At 43.6% G+C, this 14,619-nt stretch carries 17 protein-coding genes; 11 read left to right on the top strand and 6 right to left on the bottom strand.

Going from position 1 to position 14,619, the window contains the following annotated elements:
* Positions 1 to 171: 171 nt before the first annotated feature.
* On the bottom strand, positions 172 to 1,326 hold the full coding sequence (gene hemW, locus PV763_RS04875; protein WP_004281546.1) for a radical SAM family heme chaperone HemW: 1,155 nt from the start codon (positions 1,324 to 1,326) through the stop codon (positions 172 to 174).
* Between the two features lie 126 nt (positions 1,327 to 1,452).
* Here hemW and PV763_RS04870 point away from each other — a divergent pair, with 126 nt between their 5' ends.
* Positions 1,453 to 1,911 (top strand): DMT family transporter, encoded by a 459-nt coding sequence (locus PV763_RS04870; RefSeq protein WP_005101244.1) that lies wholly within the window; start codon positions 1,453 to 1,455, stop codon positions 1,909 to 1,911.
* Between the two features lie 39 nt (positions 1,912 to 1,950).
* Positions 1,951 to 3,309 carry an MATE family efflux transporter gene (locus PV763_RS04865; RefSeq protein WP_085064902.1) on the top strand — a complete coding sequence of 453 codons (1,359 nt, stop codon included), beginning with the start codon at positions 1,951 to 1,953 and terminating at the stop codon, positions 3,307 to 3,309.
* A gap of 42 nt (positions 3,310 to 3,351) precedes the next feature.
* Here the strand turns inward: PV763_RS04865 and PV763_RS04860 are convergent, their stop codons facing one another.
* Positions 3,352 to 3,558, bottom strand: a complete 207-nt coding sequence (locus PV763_RS04860) for a DUF1737 domain-containing protein (RefSeq protein ID WP_071850912.1) — start codon at positions 3,556 to 3,558, stop codon at positions 3,352 to 3,354.
* A gap of 287 nt (positions 3,559 to 3,845) precedes the next feature.
* On the opposite strand from PV763_RS04860, the gene PV763_RS04855 reads away from it, so the two are divergent.
* Together PV763_RS04855 and PV763_RS04850 are read left to right on the top strand one after the other, a co-directional pair.
* Positions 3,846 to 5,144, top strand: a complete 1,299-nt coding sequence (locus PV763_RS04855) for an ABC1 kinase family protein (RefSeq protein WP_153566888.1) — start codon at positions 3,846 to 3,848, stop codon at positions 5,142 to 5,144.
* 96 nt (positions 5,145 to 5,240) lie between these two features.
* Entirely contained in the window at positions 5,241 to 5,492 is a 252-nt protein-coding gene (locus PV763_RS04850) for a type B 50S ribosomal protein L31 (protein ID WP_004732342.1), read from the top strand.
* 89 nt (positions 5,493 to 5,581) lie between these two features.
* Here the strand turns inward: PV763_RS04850 and crcB are convergent, their stop codons facing one another.
* A complete protein-coding gene (gene crcB, locus PV763_RS04845) occupies positions 5,582 to 5,962 on the bottom strand; it encodes a fluoride efflux transporter CrcB (RefSeq protein ID WP_420937449.1) in 381 nt (126 codons plus the stop codon).
* A gap of 176 nt (positions 5,963 to 6,138) precedes the next feature.
* Here crcB and PV763_RS04840 point away from each other — a divergent pair, with 176 nt between their 5' ends.
* Positions 6,139 to 6,471 (top strand): HopJ type III effector protein, encoded by a 333-nt coding sequence (locus PV763_RS04840; protein WP_420937448.1) that lies wholly within the window; start codon positions 6,139 to 6,141, stop codon positions 6,469 to 6,471.
* Positions 6,472 to 6,545: 74 nt separating this feature from the next.
* On the opposite strand, the gene PV763_RS04835 is transcribed toward PV763_RS04840, so the two are convergent.
* Positions 6,546 to 7,109, bottom strand: a complete 564-nt coding sequence (locus tag PV763_RS04835; RefSeq protein ID WP_314137563.1) for a hypothetical protein — start codon at positions 7,107 to 7,109, stop codon at positions 6,546 to 6,548.
* Between the two features lie 191 nt (positions 7,110 to 7,300).
* Between PV763_RS04835 and PV763_RS04830 the strand changes: the two genes are divergently transcribed.
* Positions 7,301 to 7,930: a class I SAM-dependent methyltransferase gene (locus PV763_RS04830; RefSeq protein ID WP_420937447.1), complete on the top strand. Its 630-nt coding sequence runs from the start codon at positions 7,301 to 7,303 to the stop codon at positions 7,928 to 7,930.
* Between the two features lie 18 nt (positions 7,931 to 7,948).
* Here PV763_RS04830 and PV763_RS04825 read toward each other — a convergent pair whose 3' ends face one another.
* Together PV763_RS04825 and PV763_RS04820 are read right to left on the bottom strand one after the other, a co-directional pair.
* Positions 7,949 to 8,527: a hypothetical protein gene (locus PV763_RS04825; RefSeq protein ID WP_004281563.1), complete on the bottom strand. Its 579-nt coding sequence runs from the start codon at positions 8,525 to 8,527 to the stop codon at positions 7,949 to 7,951.
* 27 nt (positions 8,528 to 8,554) lie between these two features.
* On the bottom strand, positions 8,555 to 9,022 hold the full coding sequence (locus PV763_RS04820; RefSeq protein ID WP_148335026.1) for a Holliday junction resolvase-like protein: 468 nt from the start codon (positions 9,020 to 9,022) through the stop codon (positions 8,555 to 8,557).
* A gap of 124 nt (positions 9,023 to 9,146) precedes the next feature.
* Between PV763_RS04820 and PV763_RS04815 the strand changes: the two genes are divergently transcribed.
* The 5 genes from PV763_RS04815 (at position 9,147) to PV763_RS04795 (ending at position 14,444) form a co-directional block, all read left to right on the top strand.
* On the top strand, positions 9,147 to 9,791 hold the full coding sequence (locus PV763_RS04815; RefSeq protein ID WP_004281566.1) for a ParA family protein: 645 nt from the start codon (positions 9,147 to 9,149) through the stop codon (positions 9,789 to 9,791).
* Between the two features lie 128 nt (positions 9,792 to 9,919).
* A complete protein-coding gene (locus tag PV763_RS04810) occupies positions 9,920 to 11,050 on the top strand; it encodes an AI-2E family transporter (protein ID WP_004281568.1) in 1,131 nt (376 codons plus the stop codon).
* 122 nt (positions 11,051 to 11,172) lie between these two features.
* Positions 11,173 to 11,715, top strand: coding sequence for a superoxide dismutase family protein (gene sodC, locus PV763_RS04805; RefSeq protein WP_004732359.1), 543 nt, complete (start codon positions 11,173 to 11,175; stop codon positions 11,713 to 11,715).
* Positions 11,716 to 11,843: 128 nt separating this feature from the next.
* Positions 11,844 to 14,027, top strand: coding sequence for a YccS family putative transporter (yccS, locus tag PV763_RS04800; RefSeq protein ID WP_420937446.1), 2,184 nt, complete (start codon positions 11,844 to 11,846; stop codon positions 14,025 to 14,027).
* Positions 14,028 to 14,147: 120 nt separating this feature from the next.
* Complete coding sequence (locus PV763_RS04795; protein ID WP_253175363.1) at positions 14,148 to 14,444, top strand: DUF3817 domain-containing protein; 297 nt, start codon at positions 14,148 to 14,150, stop codon at positions 14,442 to 14,444.
* Positions 14,445 to 14,619 lie beyond the last annotated feature (175 nt).

Genomic DNA, 14,619 nt, shown 5'->3' with positions numbered 1-14,619 from the left:
TATTCATTTAATTTAATCTTTGAATATTCTCAGAAAACTTCTCTCTAAGAAAGCATCAATCAGACTTTAGGCATTTTATTGAAGGCAATAAAAAACCCCCAATAAAATCCTATTAGGGTTTCTTTTAGAATCTATTAGGGTTTCTTTTAGAATAATGGAGAAATTAAATAATTAAAGAAATTCTTCCAGCACCGAATTTAAAAAGATATGCCCCTGCTCGGTACATGAAAGCCGATCTTGATCATCGACCATTAATTTTCTATCACGTAAAGAACTCAGTAACTCATCTAAAGTATCTAGACTCAAACCGGTACGTTCAGCATAGAGTTTGGCTTCCACACCCTGATTTAAACGTAACGCATTCATCATAAATTCAAAAGGTAAGTCAGTATCTTCAATGCGTTTAAACTGCACATGTTCGGCAGGTACTTTGGCTAAGTAGTCCTTAGGTAAACGGGTTTTCTGGAACCGATATACACCATCCGGCTGAGTGACTTTACCATGTGCTCCGGCACCAATTGCCAGATAATCACCAAACTGCCAGTAATTCAGATTATGTGCTGAAGGCAGTTCTTTACGCCAAGCCGAAACTTCATAGTTGATAAAACCCTGCGCTTTTAAGTAGAGCTCACCCTGCTCCTGAATATCTTCCAATACTTCATCGACAGGCAAAATCGGTTGAGTCCGGAAAAATACCGTATTTGGCTCAATCGTTAGCTGATACCAGGAAATATGTGTAGCACCCTGTTCCACGGCCAATTTTAAATCATGCAAAGCCTGATCCAAGGTCTGTTCAGGCAAACCATGCATCAAGTCGACATTAATGCGCTGAAAGCCGGCTTCACGTGCTAACCCAATGGCAGAAATCGCATCTTCATTGCTGTGAATCCGTCCCAAACGCTTGAGATGCTCGGTATTAAAACTCTGCACCCCAATCGACAGACGGTTAATTCCGGCCTGTAAATAACCGGCAAACGGATCATGTTCGACTGTGCCGGGATTGGCTTCCAGCGTAATCTCACAGCCTTCGGCAAAGGGAATAACGGCTTTGAGCTGATCAAATAACCATTGATAGCCTGGGGCAGAAATCAGTGACGGCGTCCCCCCACCAATAAAGACACTGTGAATCTGCCGGCCTTGGGCAAAATCGACCTGAGTTTTAAAGTCTTCCACCAGTGCTCGTAAATATTCCTGTTCCAATTCCAGTGATAATTGACCATCCGGAACCGCATGCGAATTGAAGTCACAATAAGGACATTTGCGCACACACCAAGGCATATGAATATATAAGGACAAAGGGACAGCAGCAGGATTCAATTCAGCCAAAGAACTACTCAAAAACGATTACAAGATATAGCCGAATTTTAACATGACTCGGCGGCAACACTGCTAAAATTAAATTTGATCGTGTGATATGCCTAAAAATTTAAATAGAATTAGTCAGTTAAAATTATGAAAATATCTTCTCAACTTATTATTTTACTTCCTTTGGTTTTTGCAATCGGTGTTTTATTGACACTCCAGACCGCAATTAATACACAACTAAAAGAATATTTATATTCTCCTATTCAAGCTGCATTTTTTTCCTTTTTGATTGGTACAATAGTGCTCGCCGTAATCGTACTTTTTCAGTCCAATCCCAAACCCGGTCTACAGGAACTGATGAGTGTTCCCTGGTATTTATGGCTCGGGGGAATAGTGGGTGTATATGCGATTAGTATGAGCATTTATGCAGCGCCCAAACTTGGCTTTCTGGTTCTTAGCGGTCTCATTATTTTTGGTCAGATGATGATGTCGATGCTGGTCGATCATCTGGGATTATTGGGTAATGAAAAAATGCCGATTAATTGGCAACGTCTTTTAGGCGGCGTGGTAATTTTTATTGGTGTGCTTCTCACTTTACAACGCTAAACCTTCTATTTAAGCACATGATCACGATGAGTAATTTTTGTGTCGAATGTTTCACCAGTCACAACCTTTGGTTTTGAATTAAAAAAACTTTTTCATCTGATGCTGCCTATTCTGGTGACCCAATTTTCTCAGGCTGGTCTGGGCCTGATTGATACCATTATGGCCGGTCACCTGTCTGCTACCGATCTTGCCGCGATTGCCGTCGGAGTAGGACTCTGGATTCCGGTGATGCTGCTGTTTAGTGGCATTATGATTGCCACGACGCCTTTGGTTGCCGAAGCTAACGGCGCACGCACACCTGAAAAAATTGCCACCATTGCACGTCAATCACTTTGGGTCGCCTTGATCCTTGGAGTAATTGCCGGCCTGATTTTGCAACTCCTGCCCGCCACTTTGCCACTCTTGGGTGTACCGGAAAGCTTACAGCCTAAAGCCGGTTTATTCCTGCATGCCATTGGTTTTGGTATGCCTGCGGTAACCATGTATGCAGCCTTACGCGGCTACTCAGAAGCGATTGGAAATCCGCGTCCGGTGACCGTGATTAGTTTATTGGCGCTGGTCTTGCTAGTTCCGCTGAACTATATCTTTATGTATGGTATTGGCCCTGTTCCGGCCCTAGGCAGTGCAGGCTGTGGGTTTGCCACGGCGATTTTACAGTGGCTAATGGTCATCACCCTCGCGTTGTATATCTTTAAAAATAAGGCCTATCAACGTACCCAGCCTTTTACCCATTGGGAAAAAATCAACCCGGAATGGATGAAGCGCATCTTACAGCTTGGCTTTCCAATCGGATTGGCAATTTTTTTTGAGGTCAGTATTTTCAGTACTGCTGCAATTGTGCTGAGTCCTTTGGGTGAGACCATTGTCGCTGCCCATCAGATTGCTATTTCTGTCACTTCACAACTGTTCATGATTCCCATGTCACTGGCGATTGCCCTGACCATTCGGGTTGGCACCTACTATGGTGAACAGAACTGGCAAGCCATGCGTAAAGTACAATATCTCGGCCTGATTACTGCCACTATTCTGGCGATCCTGACCATGATTCTGCTTTGGGTTTTCCGCAATGAAATCGTAGCACTCTACACCTCAGATCTGATCGTGACCCAAATTGCGGTGTATCTGATTCTGTTTGCCATTGCCTATCAGCTGATGGATGCCTGGCAGATCAGTGCGGCAGGTTGTCTGCGCGGCATGCAGGATACCAAGGGGCCAATGTGGATTACCATGCTGGCTTACTGGGTCATCGCCTTCCCGGTCGGGGTGTATTTGTCCCGCTTTACCGACATGGGCGCCGCCGGTGTCTGGGTTGGCCTGATTGTAGGCCTCAGCGTAGCTTGTATACTTTTATTGGGCCGTTTATATGGCAATAATAAACGCTTAAGTCTAAACAACTAAACACTTTTATTTGATTAATTTAAGCTAGAAAATGCGCTGAGATTAAAGATCCAGCGCATTTTTTAATCCTTGTGGAATCTCAGATTCATCCACTACATCTTTAATCACCACCTGCCCCACAATTACATCCGTACCATTAAAAGTCATGGTGGGTGAACCATATAGCTCATAACCTTCATTTAAGACACGGGTCACCCGCGCACAAAAATGTACATCATCTTTCCCGGTAAAATATCGATAGACTTTCATTGAATTTTCTTCATTACTACACTCTGTTTATTCTAAGCTTTTAGCTATAAAACAACATTCAGAATTAGTACTCGGTCTTATCTAAAACGATGACGGATTCCGGCATATTCTTATAGTTTAAACGCAAGCAATAAAGATAAATCTTTTAACAAATCAAAGATGATGCATTAAACATGGAGAAGCTGAAGGAAATCACAACACAACCTCTACAATTAAATCTAGGCAATTGAACCTTTGTCACCTATGATCAAATACATCCATTCATAGTTGGTTTCAAGGAATCTCGCATGGCAAAAACGGCTAGCACACCCGGTCGTCGCTTTATGAAACTTGCCGGAATGACCGCAAGTATTGCAGGTAAAACCCTCTCCAATTCCATTAAAAATTTAACTGCCGATGACGAGCAGAAAAACACTGCGCGCAGTAAATTATTTCAGGATATTGGTGTGCAGATTGCGGATACCTTGGGGGAAATGAAAGGCGCAGTCATGAAAGTTGGCCAGATCGCCTCTCAATATAAAGATGTTTTCCCGCCCGAAGTCGCTAAAGCCATTGCCAAGTTACAGCGTCAGGCGCCACCGATGCCGTTTAAAGAAATTCAGGCACAAGTGGAAAAAGAATTGGGTAAACCTTTACAGCAACTTTTCCAGCAGTTTGATGAGCAGCCATTTGCCGCGGCCTCGATTGGTCAGGTGCATAAAGCCACCCTACCGAATGGCCAGCAAGTTGTGGTCAAAGTACAATATCCTGGTGTGGATGAAGCCTGCGAAAGCGACCTGAAACAAGTTCGTCTGGCACTGCGCATGATGGGCGTCTTAAAGATTGACCGTAAACTTCAAGATCAATTATTTAAAGAAATTCAGCACAGTCTGGACAATGAGCTGAACTATGAAATTGAAGCCCAGAATCTGGAAATCGCCCGTGCCTTCCATGAGCCTCTGGACAATAAAATTGTGATTCCAAAAGTGTTTCATGAGTATTCATCGCGGCATATTTTAACTTTGAGCCAGGAACTTGGTGAAAGTATCGAAACTGCCAGCACTTGGCCACTCGAAACCAGAAATGCTTTAGGTCGCCGCCTATTCCGCGCCATTGGCCAAGAAATTTTTTATCTGAAACGCTTTCACTGTGATCCACATCCGGGCAACTTTGCCTTCCGTGAAGATGGTTCTGTGATTGTTTATGATTATGGCGGCGTTAAAACCTTATCGACTGAAGTGATCGGACATTTTAGGGAACTGATCCATGCTGCACGCGAGAAGAATATTCCTGTGATCGAGCAACAACTGGATGCGCTGCATTCCTTGACTGAGACTGGAAAATTCCCGAAAGAATTATATGAACAATGGCTGGAAGTGCTCATGCGTCCTTTGGTCACTCACTATGATTTTGCCGAAAACTCAGCGCATCATGATGGGATGGAGCTACTAAAACCTTCGTTGAAATATTGGGATGTATTTAAGCCCTCTCCTGATACCTTGATGGTGAACCGGACAATTTCAGGACAATACTGGAACCTGATTCATCTCAAAGTACATGATGATTTAAGTGATGTATTTGAAGAACTGGTACCGAGTCGAAGTTAAGTTGAGACGATAGGCTTACACGCTGTAACCCTAGATTACTTGAAATATCAAATGTTACATTATAACATTTAATCAAGAATCTTGAGGAAGTTAGATATGCGTTCAGATATCCATCCCGAGTATCGTGAAGTGTTATTCCATGATACCAATGCCGATGCCTATTTCGTGATTGGCAGCACGATGAACTCGAGCCAAACCAAAGAATATCAAGGTAAAACATACCCTTATGTGACACTGGATATTTCGAGTGCATCACATCCTTTCTATACGGGTGAGCAACGTCAGACCAGTAATGAAGGACGTGTAGCAAGCTTTAACAAACGTTTTGGCCGCTTTAAACGTGGTTAAAACCGAAAACCCTCGATTATCTTAAGATTTAAATCGTGGTTTATGTCAGGAAATGACCTCCAATTTCCTGACTTTTTTATGCGCTTATTTTAACTCTGTGCCAATACGATTGAAGTTAAATAAAAGCCCAGCGCCAGAACAATAATGCCGACAATTAAGCTGGATAAAGCATATAACAGCGCTAGGCTCATAGCACCTTGCTTGAATAACAAAAAGCTTTCCAGACTGAAACTGGAAAATGTGGTAAAGCCACCGAGAATCCCCACCATTAAAAACAGACGAGCTTCTTGTTGGAGTACTGGATACTTTTGGCTACAGGCAAAAAAAATCCCAGCACATAAACAGCCCAGAATATTGATCCACCAGGTGGGCCAGGGAAATTGCATTTGTGGTTTAAATAGCCAAAGTCCTGCTGCATAACGCAAACTGGCACCGATTGCCCCACCCATTGCCACCCAAAGCCAGCCCATATTTTTTCCTGTTCTATTTATTGATCAAGTTTATTTTATCCAAAGTTTCGTATTGAGCATGGATAAATTTCACTGCTATCTTGAACCGAAAATCAATGAAATACCATGGAACTTCGCAAGAAAATTGCTATATTTATCGCATCGAATTTTCATAAATGGTACAGGAAAAAAACAGCATGGCACAGGATTTATTGGCCCAGTTGGCAGCAGGCGAAGCAAAATTTGCAGATGTAATTGCGTATATCGAATCGCGTTATACGCATACACCGACTGCATTTAAAAATGGCCAGCAGAATAATGCGGTTACAGAAAACCAGGGCAGCGCCAAAGTCTTTTCTTTTGCACAATTAAATGGTCTGGATCAAGCACAGACCTTAAGCCTGTTTGCTGAACATTATGCTGCTGTACTGGCGACGCCAGAGGCGACTGATCATCAGAATATCCGCCAGTTTATGCTCAATGGCTGGGATGGAATTGCCTTTGAAGGTCAGGCTTTAACTGCGAAGTAAGTCCTAAGCAGATAAAAAAACCGCTCAAAGGAGCGGTTTTTTTATGCAACTTAGAAGCGTGCATGAAGTCTGTTTTAACTTTTACCGACTTTTTCAATCCACTTAATAGAACTGACGCGGAAAACTTCACAAGCACCATCACCCGTATCGGTCGGAGTTAAAGACGATTTCCAGACCAGATCTTTATCCCTCACTTCAACCAGCTCCCCTTGCATACGCACCAGATCGCCACGTTTTACCTTTTTAATTGCCTTGGCAATTTCAGGATTGGCAGGAATGATATGCATATTGGACACCATCTGCTTGGCTTGTTCTACCGGCACTGGCACTCGATCCATTTTCCAGTTCAAATAGCGGTCATATTGATTGACCGTGATATGTCGGGCAATTTCAGGTTCAGCAAACAGCCCCCAACTGACGGCATAATCAATCGGAGAGAATTTGGCTTGCGGGTCAGAACTATAAACCTTGGAACCCAGAATACGGAAATCGCCTTTAAAGGGCTGCAAGACCGAAATTGACTGGCCTTTAACGACGGGAGGCAAGCCTTTGGCAATATTGTTGTCGACCGAGCTATAGCCCGAAATAGGCAGCAACAGGCTGGCCAGCAAAGCATAATGTTTAAAGTATTTGAGCATAATTTTTAATCTAATCCTAATCAAGTTGATCAAACGTTTTAAGGATATCTTCCTTGATCTTACGGATTTTTTAATGAATAAACAGTTGAACTTGGTAACAAACTGCACGTATTTAGTCAGCTCGATATATGCCCGTCATTTTATTTTTCAGTTAAGCTAGAACGTATTTCCATCAAATTAAAATAACTCAAATGCTGTATAAACTTTATCAACAACATATTTTTCCGCATCTGCTGAATCAGGTGATGCAAACGCCATCCCTGATGGACTTACGTCGTGAACTGCTTTTGGACATTTCCGGTGAAGTACTGGAAATTGGTTTTGGTACCGGGCTGAATCTGCCGTTTTATCAATCGGTTGACAAGCTCTATGCGTTGGAACCGAATCCGGCGATCTTCAAACTGGCAGAAACGCGGATTCAGCAGGCTGCGTTTCCGGTTGAGCATATTCAGGCCAGCGCAGAAACTTTGCCTTTTGCAGCGAATAGCCTACAACATGTGGTTTCAACCTGGACACTTTGTAGTATTGCAGAGCTAGAACAGAGCCTGCAAGAAATTTATCGTGTGCTACAACCGGGTGGGACTTTACATGTGGTCGAACATGTTCTGAATCGACAAAATTTAAATATTCAGCGTCTGCAACATTTGTTCAACCCCATTCAAAAGAAAGTCGCTGATGGCTGTCATTTGAATCGGGATATTGAAACCGCCTTGCTAGAAACCGGCTTTGAAATAGAAACTTTAAGTTATGTAGATGCCGAAGGTATTCCGAAGATTGGCCAACGCATGTTGTTAGCACGGTTTCGCAAACCACAAGGCTAATTCACTACTCTCTTGTATTTAGTGCTGCTGGACGTGGGTTACTTGCAGCAACTGACAATGAGCACGATATTCAGAGCCCGTCCCGACCTGGAATTCTTGTCTAGTCGTGCCTGAATGAACTGTTACCAGATCACCTGTGAGCGTGATTTTCTGCCCCGATTTTAGCCGGCGAATCTGATCGGCAATTTTTTCAGTGGCAGCAATCAGACTAAAATGCTGCACATGTGTATTGACGAAGTCACGCTCCGCTTTATTGGTTTGTCCTTCGAGCTGATAGCAGCGCTTTGCTTCATCAAACTCTAATTTTGCCTGCATGGCCGGCAGCGGTTGATTCAGCAATATCACATCAATATTGCTGAGATAGGCCAGATCATTAAAATGTCCAACCACTGGGCTGGCCTGATGCAGTACCCGACGATCAGGTTTTACGAAACGGTGATCATGCACAATATAGGTCGCTGAAATACGCTTAACGGGTTCTACCTGAAAGTTTTTAAGTACGCCTTTTTCTTGCAAATGCGGAATGGCACGAAAAAACTCATTCCAGACCCAGAGTCCAAGCATAAACAGCAGCGCAGTGATTAGTAATTTTTGCATAATTTTTTATTCTTCACTGGATTTTGGTCAATCCTGAAAATCAATCCGAATGGTTTCAAAACGTACCCGCCCTTCCTGAACCGCACGGGCAATGGCTTGCTGGCCTTTGGTCAGACGTGCTCCGCCACTTTTAATGTCAATCAAAACCACTTCAATATCTTCAGCGTCGCCTTCGCCATCACGAAAATCGGTATAACCATCAAAGACCACATAATCCACCGGATCACCCAAAAACTTGGCATCACTCGGCAGATATTGAAATTCCGGCATGATCGGCGCGAGCTGTTCCGCCATTTTTCCTTTGAGAACGGCACGGCTGGTATTCACGCTGCGTTTTTGCGCGGCAATGAGGGACTGCTGATGCTCTAGTTCCAGCTCGGCAATATATTGCTCATATTCGGCCTTGATCCGTCCATTACGCGTCTGACTTAAAATAATAGTGGTCAATACCACCCCGATACATGTGCCAATCAGCATGGCCATCCATATGGACATTCAATCTTCCTAATTTGCCTGATTTTTATAGCATCGCATTCGACTGAAGTTGAGGACTTCGGCCATTTGCATACTTGAAAAGAATGATATGCTAGGCCGGAACAGAATAAAATCACCTTGAGTCATGAAAACAATTTTAGTTGCGAATCAGAAAGGCGGTTGTGGTAAGACCATGACAGCTATTAGTTTGGCGTCAGCACTCGCACAAAAGGGTTATAAGGTGGCATTGGCCGATGCCGACAACCAGAAATCAACTTTGCAATGGCTCAAGCATCGTCCGGCACAGGCAGCACAGATCCAAAGTCTGGACTGGCGCAATAGCAAGTCCATTGGTGATGCACCGAAGCAGATCGAATACCTGATTATTGATGCACCAGGTGCTTTGACCGATGATCATGCCGAACAGCTGATCAGTGAAGCACATGCGATTATCATCCCGATCCAGCCTTCTTTTTTTGATATCGATTCGACCCGCCGTTTTCTCAAACATTTGCAGGACATCAAACGCATCCGTAAGGGCAAGGTTGAAATTTTACTTTTGGCCAATCGCACCAAAGCAAATGCAGCCAGCAATCAGGACATACAGCAGTTTTTTGACAAGATCGACCAGCAGCCAGTGGCCTGGATTTCGGAACGTGCTCCTTATAGCCGACTGGCTATGGAAGGCCTGTCCGTCTTTGATAAGCCTCAGAAAATCTACCGGGAACTGCAGGCTCAATGGCAACCGGTACTGAATGCCATTATTGATGATCCGAGTCAGTGGTTTTGAGTCAATCATCTGAATCGTGGTATAGCTTTGGGAAAATAATCTCGCTACTTGGCTAGCTATCATTTTCGATCGCTTTTTTTTCAGTTAATATGCCTGAACACGACCTAAAAAATGAGTCATTAAATTCAGTGCAACAGTACGCGCCTACATTACAAAAAGTCTTATTATTTGGATTGTTCTTTATCCTGATTTTTTTGAGTTTTCATATACTCAAGTATTTCATCATTCCTGTAGTTTGGGCTGCCATTATTGCCTATATGACTTGGCCCTTGTATCAGTCGGTGTTACGCCTGTGCGGCAATCGACCGACACTAAGCGCAACCGTAATGATCTTGGCCGTGATACTGGTCTTTGGTCTGCCGTTTATTTTCGCCATTTTCATGCTGCAGCACGAAGGTCGTAACCTGTATTTTGAATTGCAGCGACAGGTTTTTTCCGGTCACCTGAATGTCCCTGATTTTATTCGCGGGCTTCCGATTGTGGGCAAGGAAATTACCCGAACCTTAAATGAAATCAACACTGATCCACAGAGTATTGCACTGTCGGTATCGACCTGGATTCAAGGTCATCTGAATTACGGCAAAGTGGTGTTGAATGAAGTCAGCAAAAACATCTTTAAATTATGTTTTGCGGTACTTTCGCTGTTTTTCTTCTACCGTGATGGTCAGACCATTTTAAATCAGGTGCGTAAAGCCTTTGAAATGGTGGTCGGTCCACGTGTACATCATTATTTTTCCACCATTTCTGCGACTACACGTGCCGTAGTATATGGCGTCGGTTTGACTGCGATTGCACAGTCCTTATTGGCAGGTCTGAGCTATTTTGTTGCAGGTGTGCCGAATCCGATGGTTTTAACCATTGTGACCTTTATTTTTGCCCTGATTCCCTTTGGCCCACCCCTCGCCTATAGTGCGGTGGCGTTATGGCTGTTTTCACAAGGACAAACCATTGAAGCCATTGGGGTCATGGTCTGGGGCGTCTGTATTGTCAGTACTGCCGATAACGTCATTCGTCCACTGGTGATTTCTGGCGCAACCCAGATTCCTTTCCTGCTGATCATGTTTGGAGTCTTGGGTGGTATTGCCAGCTTTGGTCTGGTCGGGGTGTTTATTGGCCCGGTGATTCTGGCTGTGCTGCTTGCAATCTGGCGTGAATGGTTACATGAAAGTAATCTGAATGAACCTTTAATGATGCCTAAAGCCACCATGGCACATGAGATTGATCCGGAAACACAAGACACACCGCCCAACGCACCTTAAAGCATAGATAGAATCGACTTAAACAAAACAAAACATTTAAGTACTGATTCTATATAGAGCTTCTGATCTTGCTCTGTTTAAATGAATCCACAAAACAGAATAAAGATCAGGATGCCAAAATCATGTCTTCATTGTTTAAAATTACGACACTTTGCGCGTTAAGCGCCGCACTTTTTACCGGTTGTGCATCAACCTCCCCATCAAATGAAGTGGTCAGAGCAGTAACTGTGAATGCTGTAACTGCTCAAGGTGTGGGCCAAGAGATTGGTACCGTATTACTCAGTGACAGCCCAGCCGGTCTGGTTATTCGTACCAACCTGAAACAACTTCCTGCGGGTGAACGCGGTTTCCATATTCATGAAAATGGTTCATGCGCGCCTGCCATGAAAGACGGCAAGATGGGCGCAGCACTGGCTGCAGGTAGCCATTACAATCCAAATCAGGCACCGCATCACGGTACGCCAGTGACCGGTCACTTAGGTGATTTACCAGCATTGAAAGTCAATACAGATGGAACTGCACGTGTCACCCTGCTTGCGCCACGTCTGAAACTGGCTGATGTTCAGGGTCGTGCGATTATGGTTCATGCCGGTGGCGATAACTATTCCGACAACCCATTACCATTGGGCGGCGGCGGTGAACGTATTGCCTGTGGCGTGATCTAAACACCTTCTATGCCAATAACTAAATAGAAAAAACGGGCACTATGCTCGTTTTTTATGGATTTTTCTTTTATTTTGGCGTCTAAATTGCATTCAGAACTTTGCGTTTTTACTTCCCGGATCCTGTCCTTGTGAATGCTGCCCAACCTGTGACTGTTACTCTTGTTAAAATTATAAAACCGGTCCTGCTGCCCTTTCAGTCCAGTGCACTGATGACTTATTGCCTGCAGATCCTACTGGTGTTTTTAGGTACTACTTTCGGTCTGAAGTTTCTGGGTTATGAGTTCTTGATCGTTCCAGTAACTTTAGGGGCAATTGCCACGGCACTGACTGATTTTGATGACCGGCTAAGCCTGCGTTTGCGCAACCTGTTACTGGTCATCATTCTGTTTTTTAGTGTCAGCAGCATTCTGGAATTTCTTGCTCCGCATAAATTCTGGTTTGCACTGTGGCTATCACTGTCGAGTGCGCTGTTTATTCTAATGGGTGCCTTAGGCCAACGTTATGCCACAATTTCATTTGGCACCATTTTACTATCAATCTATACCATGTTCGGCCTGGGCGAATATCAGCACTGGTATGAACAGCCACTTTATTTTGTCATTGGGGCGCTATGGTACGGCCTGACGTCTATTCTGTTTTTTCTGCTGCGTCCTACCTTGCAGGTTCAGGAAAATCTCGCACAAAGCTTGCAGCACATGTCGGATTTACTGCTAAGTAAAGCCAAACTGTTTGATCCGGACCAGCATCCGAATGTTGAAACCCTGCTCTATGAGTTGTCACTTAAAAATACTTTAGTCATTCAGAGTTTTAACCGCAGCAAAGATTCGCTATTGACCCGACTCAAAGCTTCGCGTGCCAATCGTAATACCATTTACTGGCTGAATCTGTATTTTTTGATGCAGGATATTCATGAACAGGCCACCGCGAATTATCTGCATTATGAACAGATCGAACAGCATTTTAGCCGCACTGACCTGATTTTCCGGATTCAGAAAAATATCCGTCTGCAAGCCCTTGCCTGTCAGCATCTGGCAGACTGTGTGCTGCGCAATGAGAAGTTTTACCTGTCTACAGATGATGAACTGGCATTAAAACATTTACAGGAGTCGATGCAGGACTGGATTGCTCAACACCCACAAAATATTGAAGTTAAAAATTTACAGCTTATTCTGGCCAATCTGCTGAGTGTATATGAGCAGTTACAACACCTGCATGATCAACAGGCGCTGTATAAGCCACGCTATCAGCAGCATTTTGATGACCTGAGTCTGTTTGATGATGATATTCGCGATAGCACAGATCTCTGGCTGAAACTCAAACCGCACTTAAGTCCACAATCGGCACTCTTTCGGCATGCGGTGCGGATTGCCATTGTATTTCTAGTCGGCTATGCCATTTCATTATTACCCTTTGCGAAAAATGGCTACTGGATTTTACTGACCAGCCTGTTTGTCTGTCAGATCAGTTATTTTGCCACCAAAAGCCGGCTCAAATTGCGGACCCTGGGAACATTATTAGGGGTCATGCTGGGTGTCCCCATTCTGTATTTTGTGCCAAGTGTCGAAGGACAATTGCTGCTGACAGTGATTTTTGGTGTCGGTTTTTTCTATCTGCGTTCCAAAAAATATGCCATGGCAACCCTCATGGCGACCTTGATGGTACTCCTGATCTTCAACCTGAAAGGTGCCGGTTATGCGATCATTTTGCCACGTATTATTGATACCCTGTTGGGCTGTCTGATTGCCTGGATGGCAGTAAGCTGGATCTGGCCTGACTGGAATTTTCGTAATATTTCCAGCAATATTAAAAAATCATCGCTTGCTACGCTGGACTATTTTGCTGCAGTGGTCGAGCAATATCAAAACGGTAAAGATAACAGTATTGCTTACCGGACTGCACGGCGTCTGGCCCACAATGCACAGATTGATTTATCCAGCATGATTTCAAGTCTGAGTACCGAACCGAATCCAGATCCGCAACTGGTCAAAAGTGCCTTTCGCTATCTGGTCTATAGTCATAGCCAACTCAGTTATATTGCAGCATTGGGGAGTCACCGTGAGCAGGTTACTGATACACAAATTCTGGATTTAATGCACTGGTGCCAGCAAACCTTAACTGGGGTATTGCTGCAACAACAGCCTTTAGATACCTACGACATTGATCATAAACTGGCAGAAATTCAACGCTTAAGTACCCAGGAAAACCAGTCAGCACATCTGCTTTTGGTACTGAAACAGATCAGTTTATTGCTGGAAACCTTACCGGAATTACTAAAATTACGTCATGAATTACTAGGTGCCGAGATTAAATAACCAACTGCCTCACTTGGTTATAACTTATTAAAAATATTGAATATATCTTTATTATTAAGATTCAATATTCAGGTGATATTCGGTACACTCAAAACTAATTCGGTTAAATCAATATGTATTATGAACATCAAAACTTTGCGTCTGGTCGGTTTGCTTGAAGGGATTTCATTCCTGCTGCTGTTATTTATCGCGATGCCAGTGAAATACATGCTGGATAATCCGATTCTGGTGAAATATGTCGGCATGGGTCATGGCGTACTGTTTGTGCTATTTCTGGTGGTGTTATTTGCGGTATGTGAAAAACAGAAATGGTCTCTCAGCATGTTTGTGATGGGTTTAATCGCTTCGATTCTACCTTTCGGTCCATTCCTGTTTGATATGAAACTGAAGAAGCTGGAACAGCCCGCTGAAGCTTAATTGTAGAATCCTAATATAATTAGATCAGTCAAAAGAAAATTCTCTCTCCCTTTGGGAGAGAGTTAGAGAGAGGGAACTTATTAAATACTTAACCTCACCCTAGCCCTCTCCTAAAAGGAGAGGGAAATTCAATACTGAACATATGATTTCAATAATTTATAATTTTCCTTAATAA

Source organism: Acinetobacter sp. AS5, assembly GCF_048957595.1.
Classification (GTDB): domain Bacteria; phylum Pseudomonadota; class Gammaproteobacteria; order Pseudomonadales; family Moraxellaceae; genus Acinetobacter.
This window is presented reverse-complemented; position numbering and strand designations above follow the sequence as displayed.

Excerpts from the sequence above, each read along its gene's own strand:
- PV763_RS04870 (WP_005101244.1), top strand. The coding sequence starts at position 1,453 with ATGAAAATATCTTCTCAACTTATTATTTTACTTCCTTTGGTTTTTGCA.
- PV763_RS04860 (WP_071850912.1), bottom strand. The coding sequence starts at position 3,558 with ATGAAAGTCTATCGATATTTTACCGGGAAAGATGATGTACATTTTTGT.
- PV763_RS04855 (WP_153566888.1), top strand. The coding sequence starts at position 3,846 with ATGGCAAAAACGGCTAGCACACCCGGTCGTCGCTTTATGAAACTTGCC.
- PV763_RS04850 (WP_004732342.1), top strand. The coding sequence starts at position 5,241 with ATGCGTTCAGATATCCATCCCGAGTATCGTGAAGTGTTATTCCATGAT.
- crcB (WP_420937449.1), bottom strand. The coding sequence starts at position 5,962 with ATGGGCTGGCTTTGGGTGGCAATGGGTGGGGCAATCGGTGCCAGTTTG.
- PV763_RS04840 (WP_420937448.1), top strand. The coding sequence starts at position 6,139 with ATGGCACAGGATTTATTGGCCCAGTTGGCAGCAGGCGAAGCAAAATTT.
- PV763_RS04835 (WP_314137563.1), bottom strand. The coding sequence starts at position 7,109 with ATGCTCAAATACTTTAAACATTATGCTTTGCTGGCCAGCCTGTTGCTG.
- PV763_RS04830 (WP_420937447.1), top strand. The coding sequence starts at position 7,301 with ATGCTGTATAAACTTTATCAACAACATATTTTTCCGCATCTGCTGAAT.
- PV763_RS04825 (WP_004281563.1), bottom strand. The coding sequence starts at position 8,527 with ATGCAAAAATTACTAATCACTGCGCTGCTGTTTATGCTTGGACTCTGG.
- PV763_RS04820 (WP_148335026.1), bottom strand. The coding sequence starts at position 9,022 with ATGTCCATATGGATGGCCATGCTGATTGGCACATGTATCGGGGTGGTA.
- PV763_RS04815 (WP_004281566.1), top strand. The coding sequence starts at position 9,147 with ATGAAAACAATTTTAGTTGCGAATCAGAAAGGCGGTTGTGGTAAGACC.
- sodC (WP_004732359.1), top strand. The coding sequence starts at position 11,173 with ATGTCTTCATTGTTTAAAATTACGACACTTTGCGCGTTAAGCGCCGCA.
- PV763_RS04795 (WP_253175363.1), top strand. The coding sequence starts at position 14,148 with ATGAACATCAAAACTTTGCGTCTGGTCGGTTTGCTTGAAGGGATTTCA.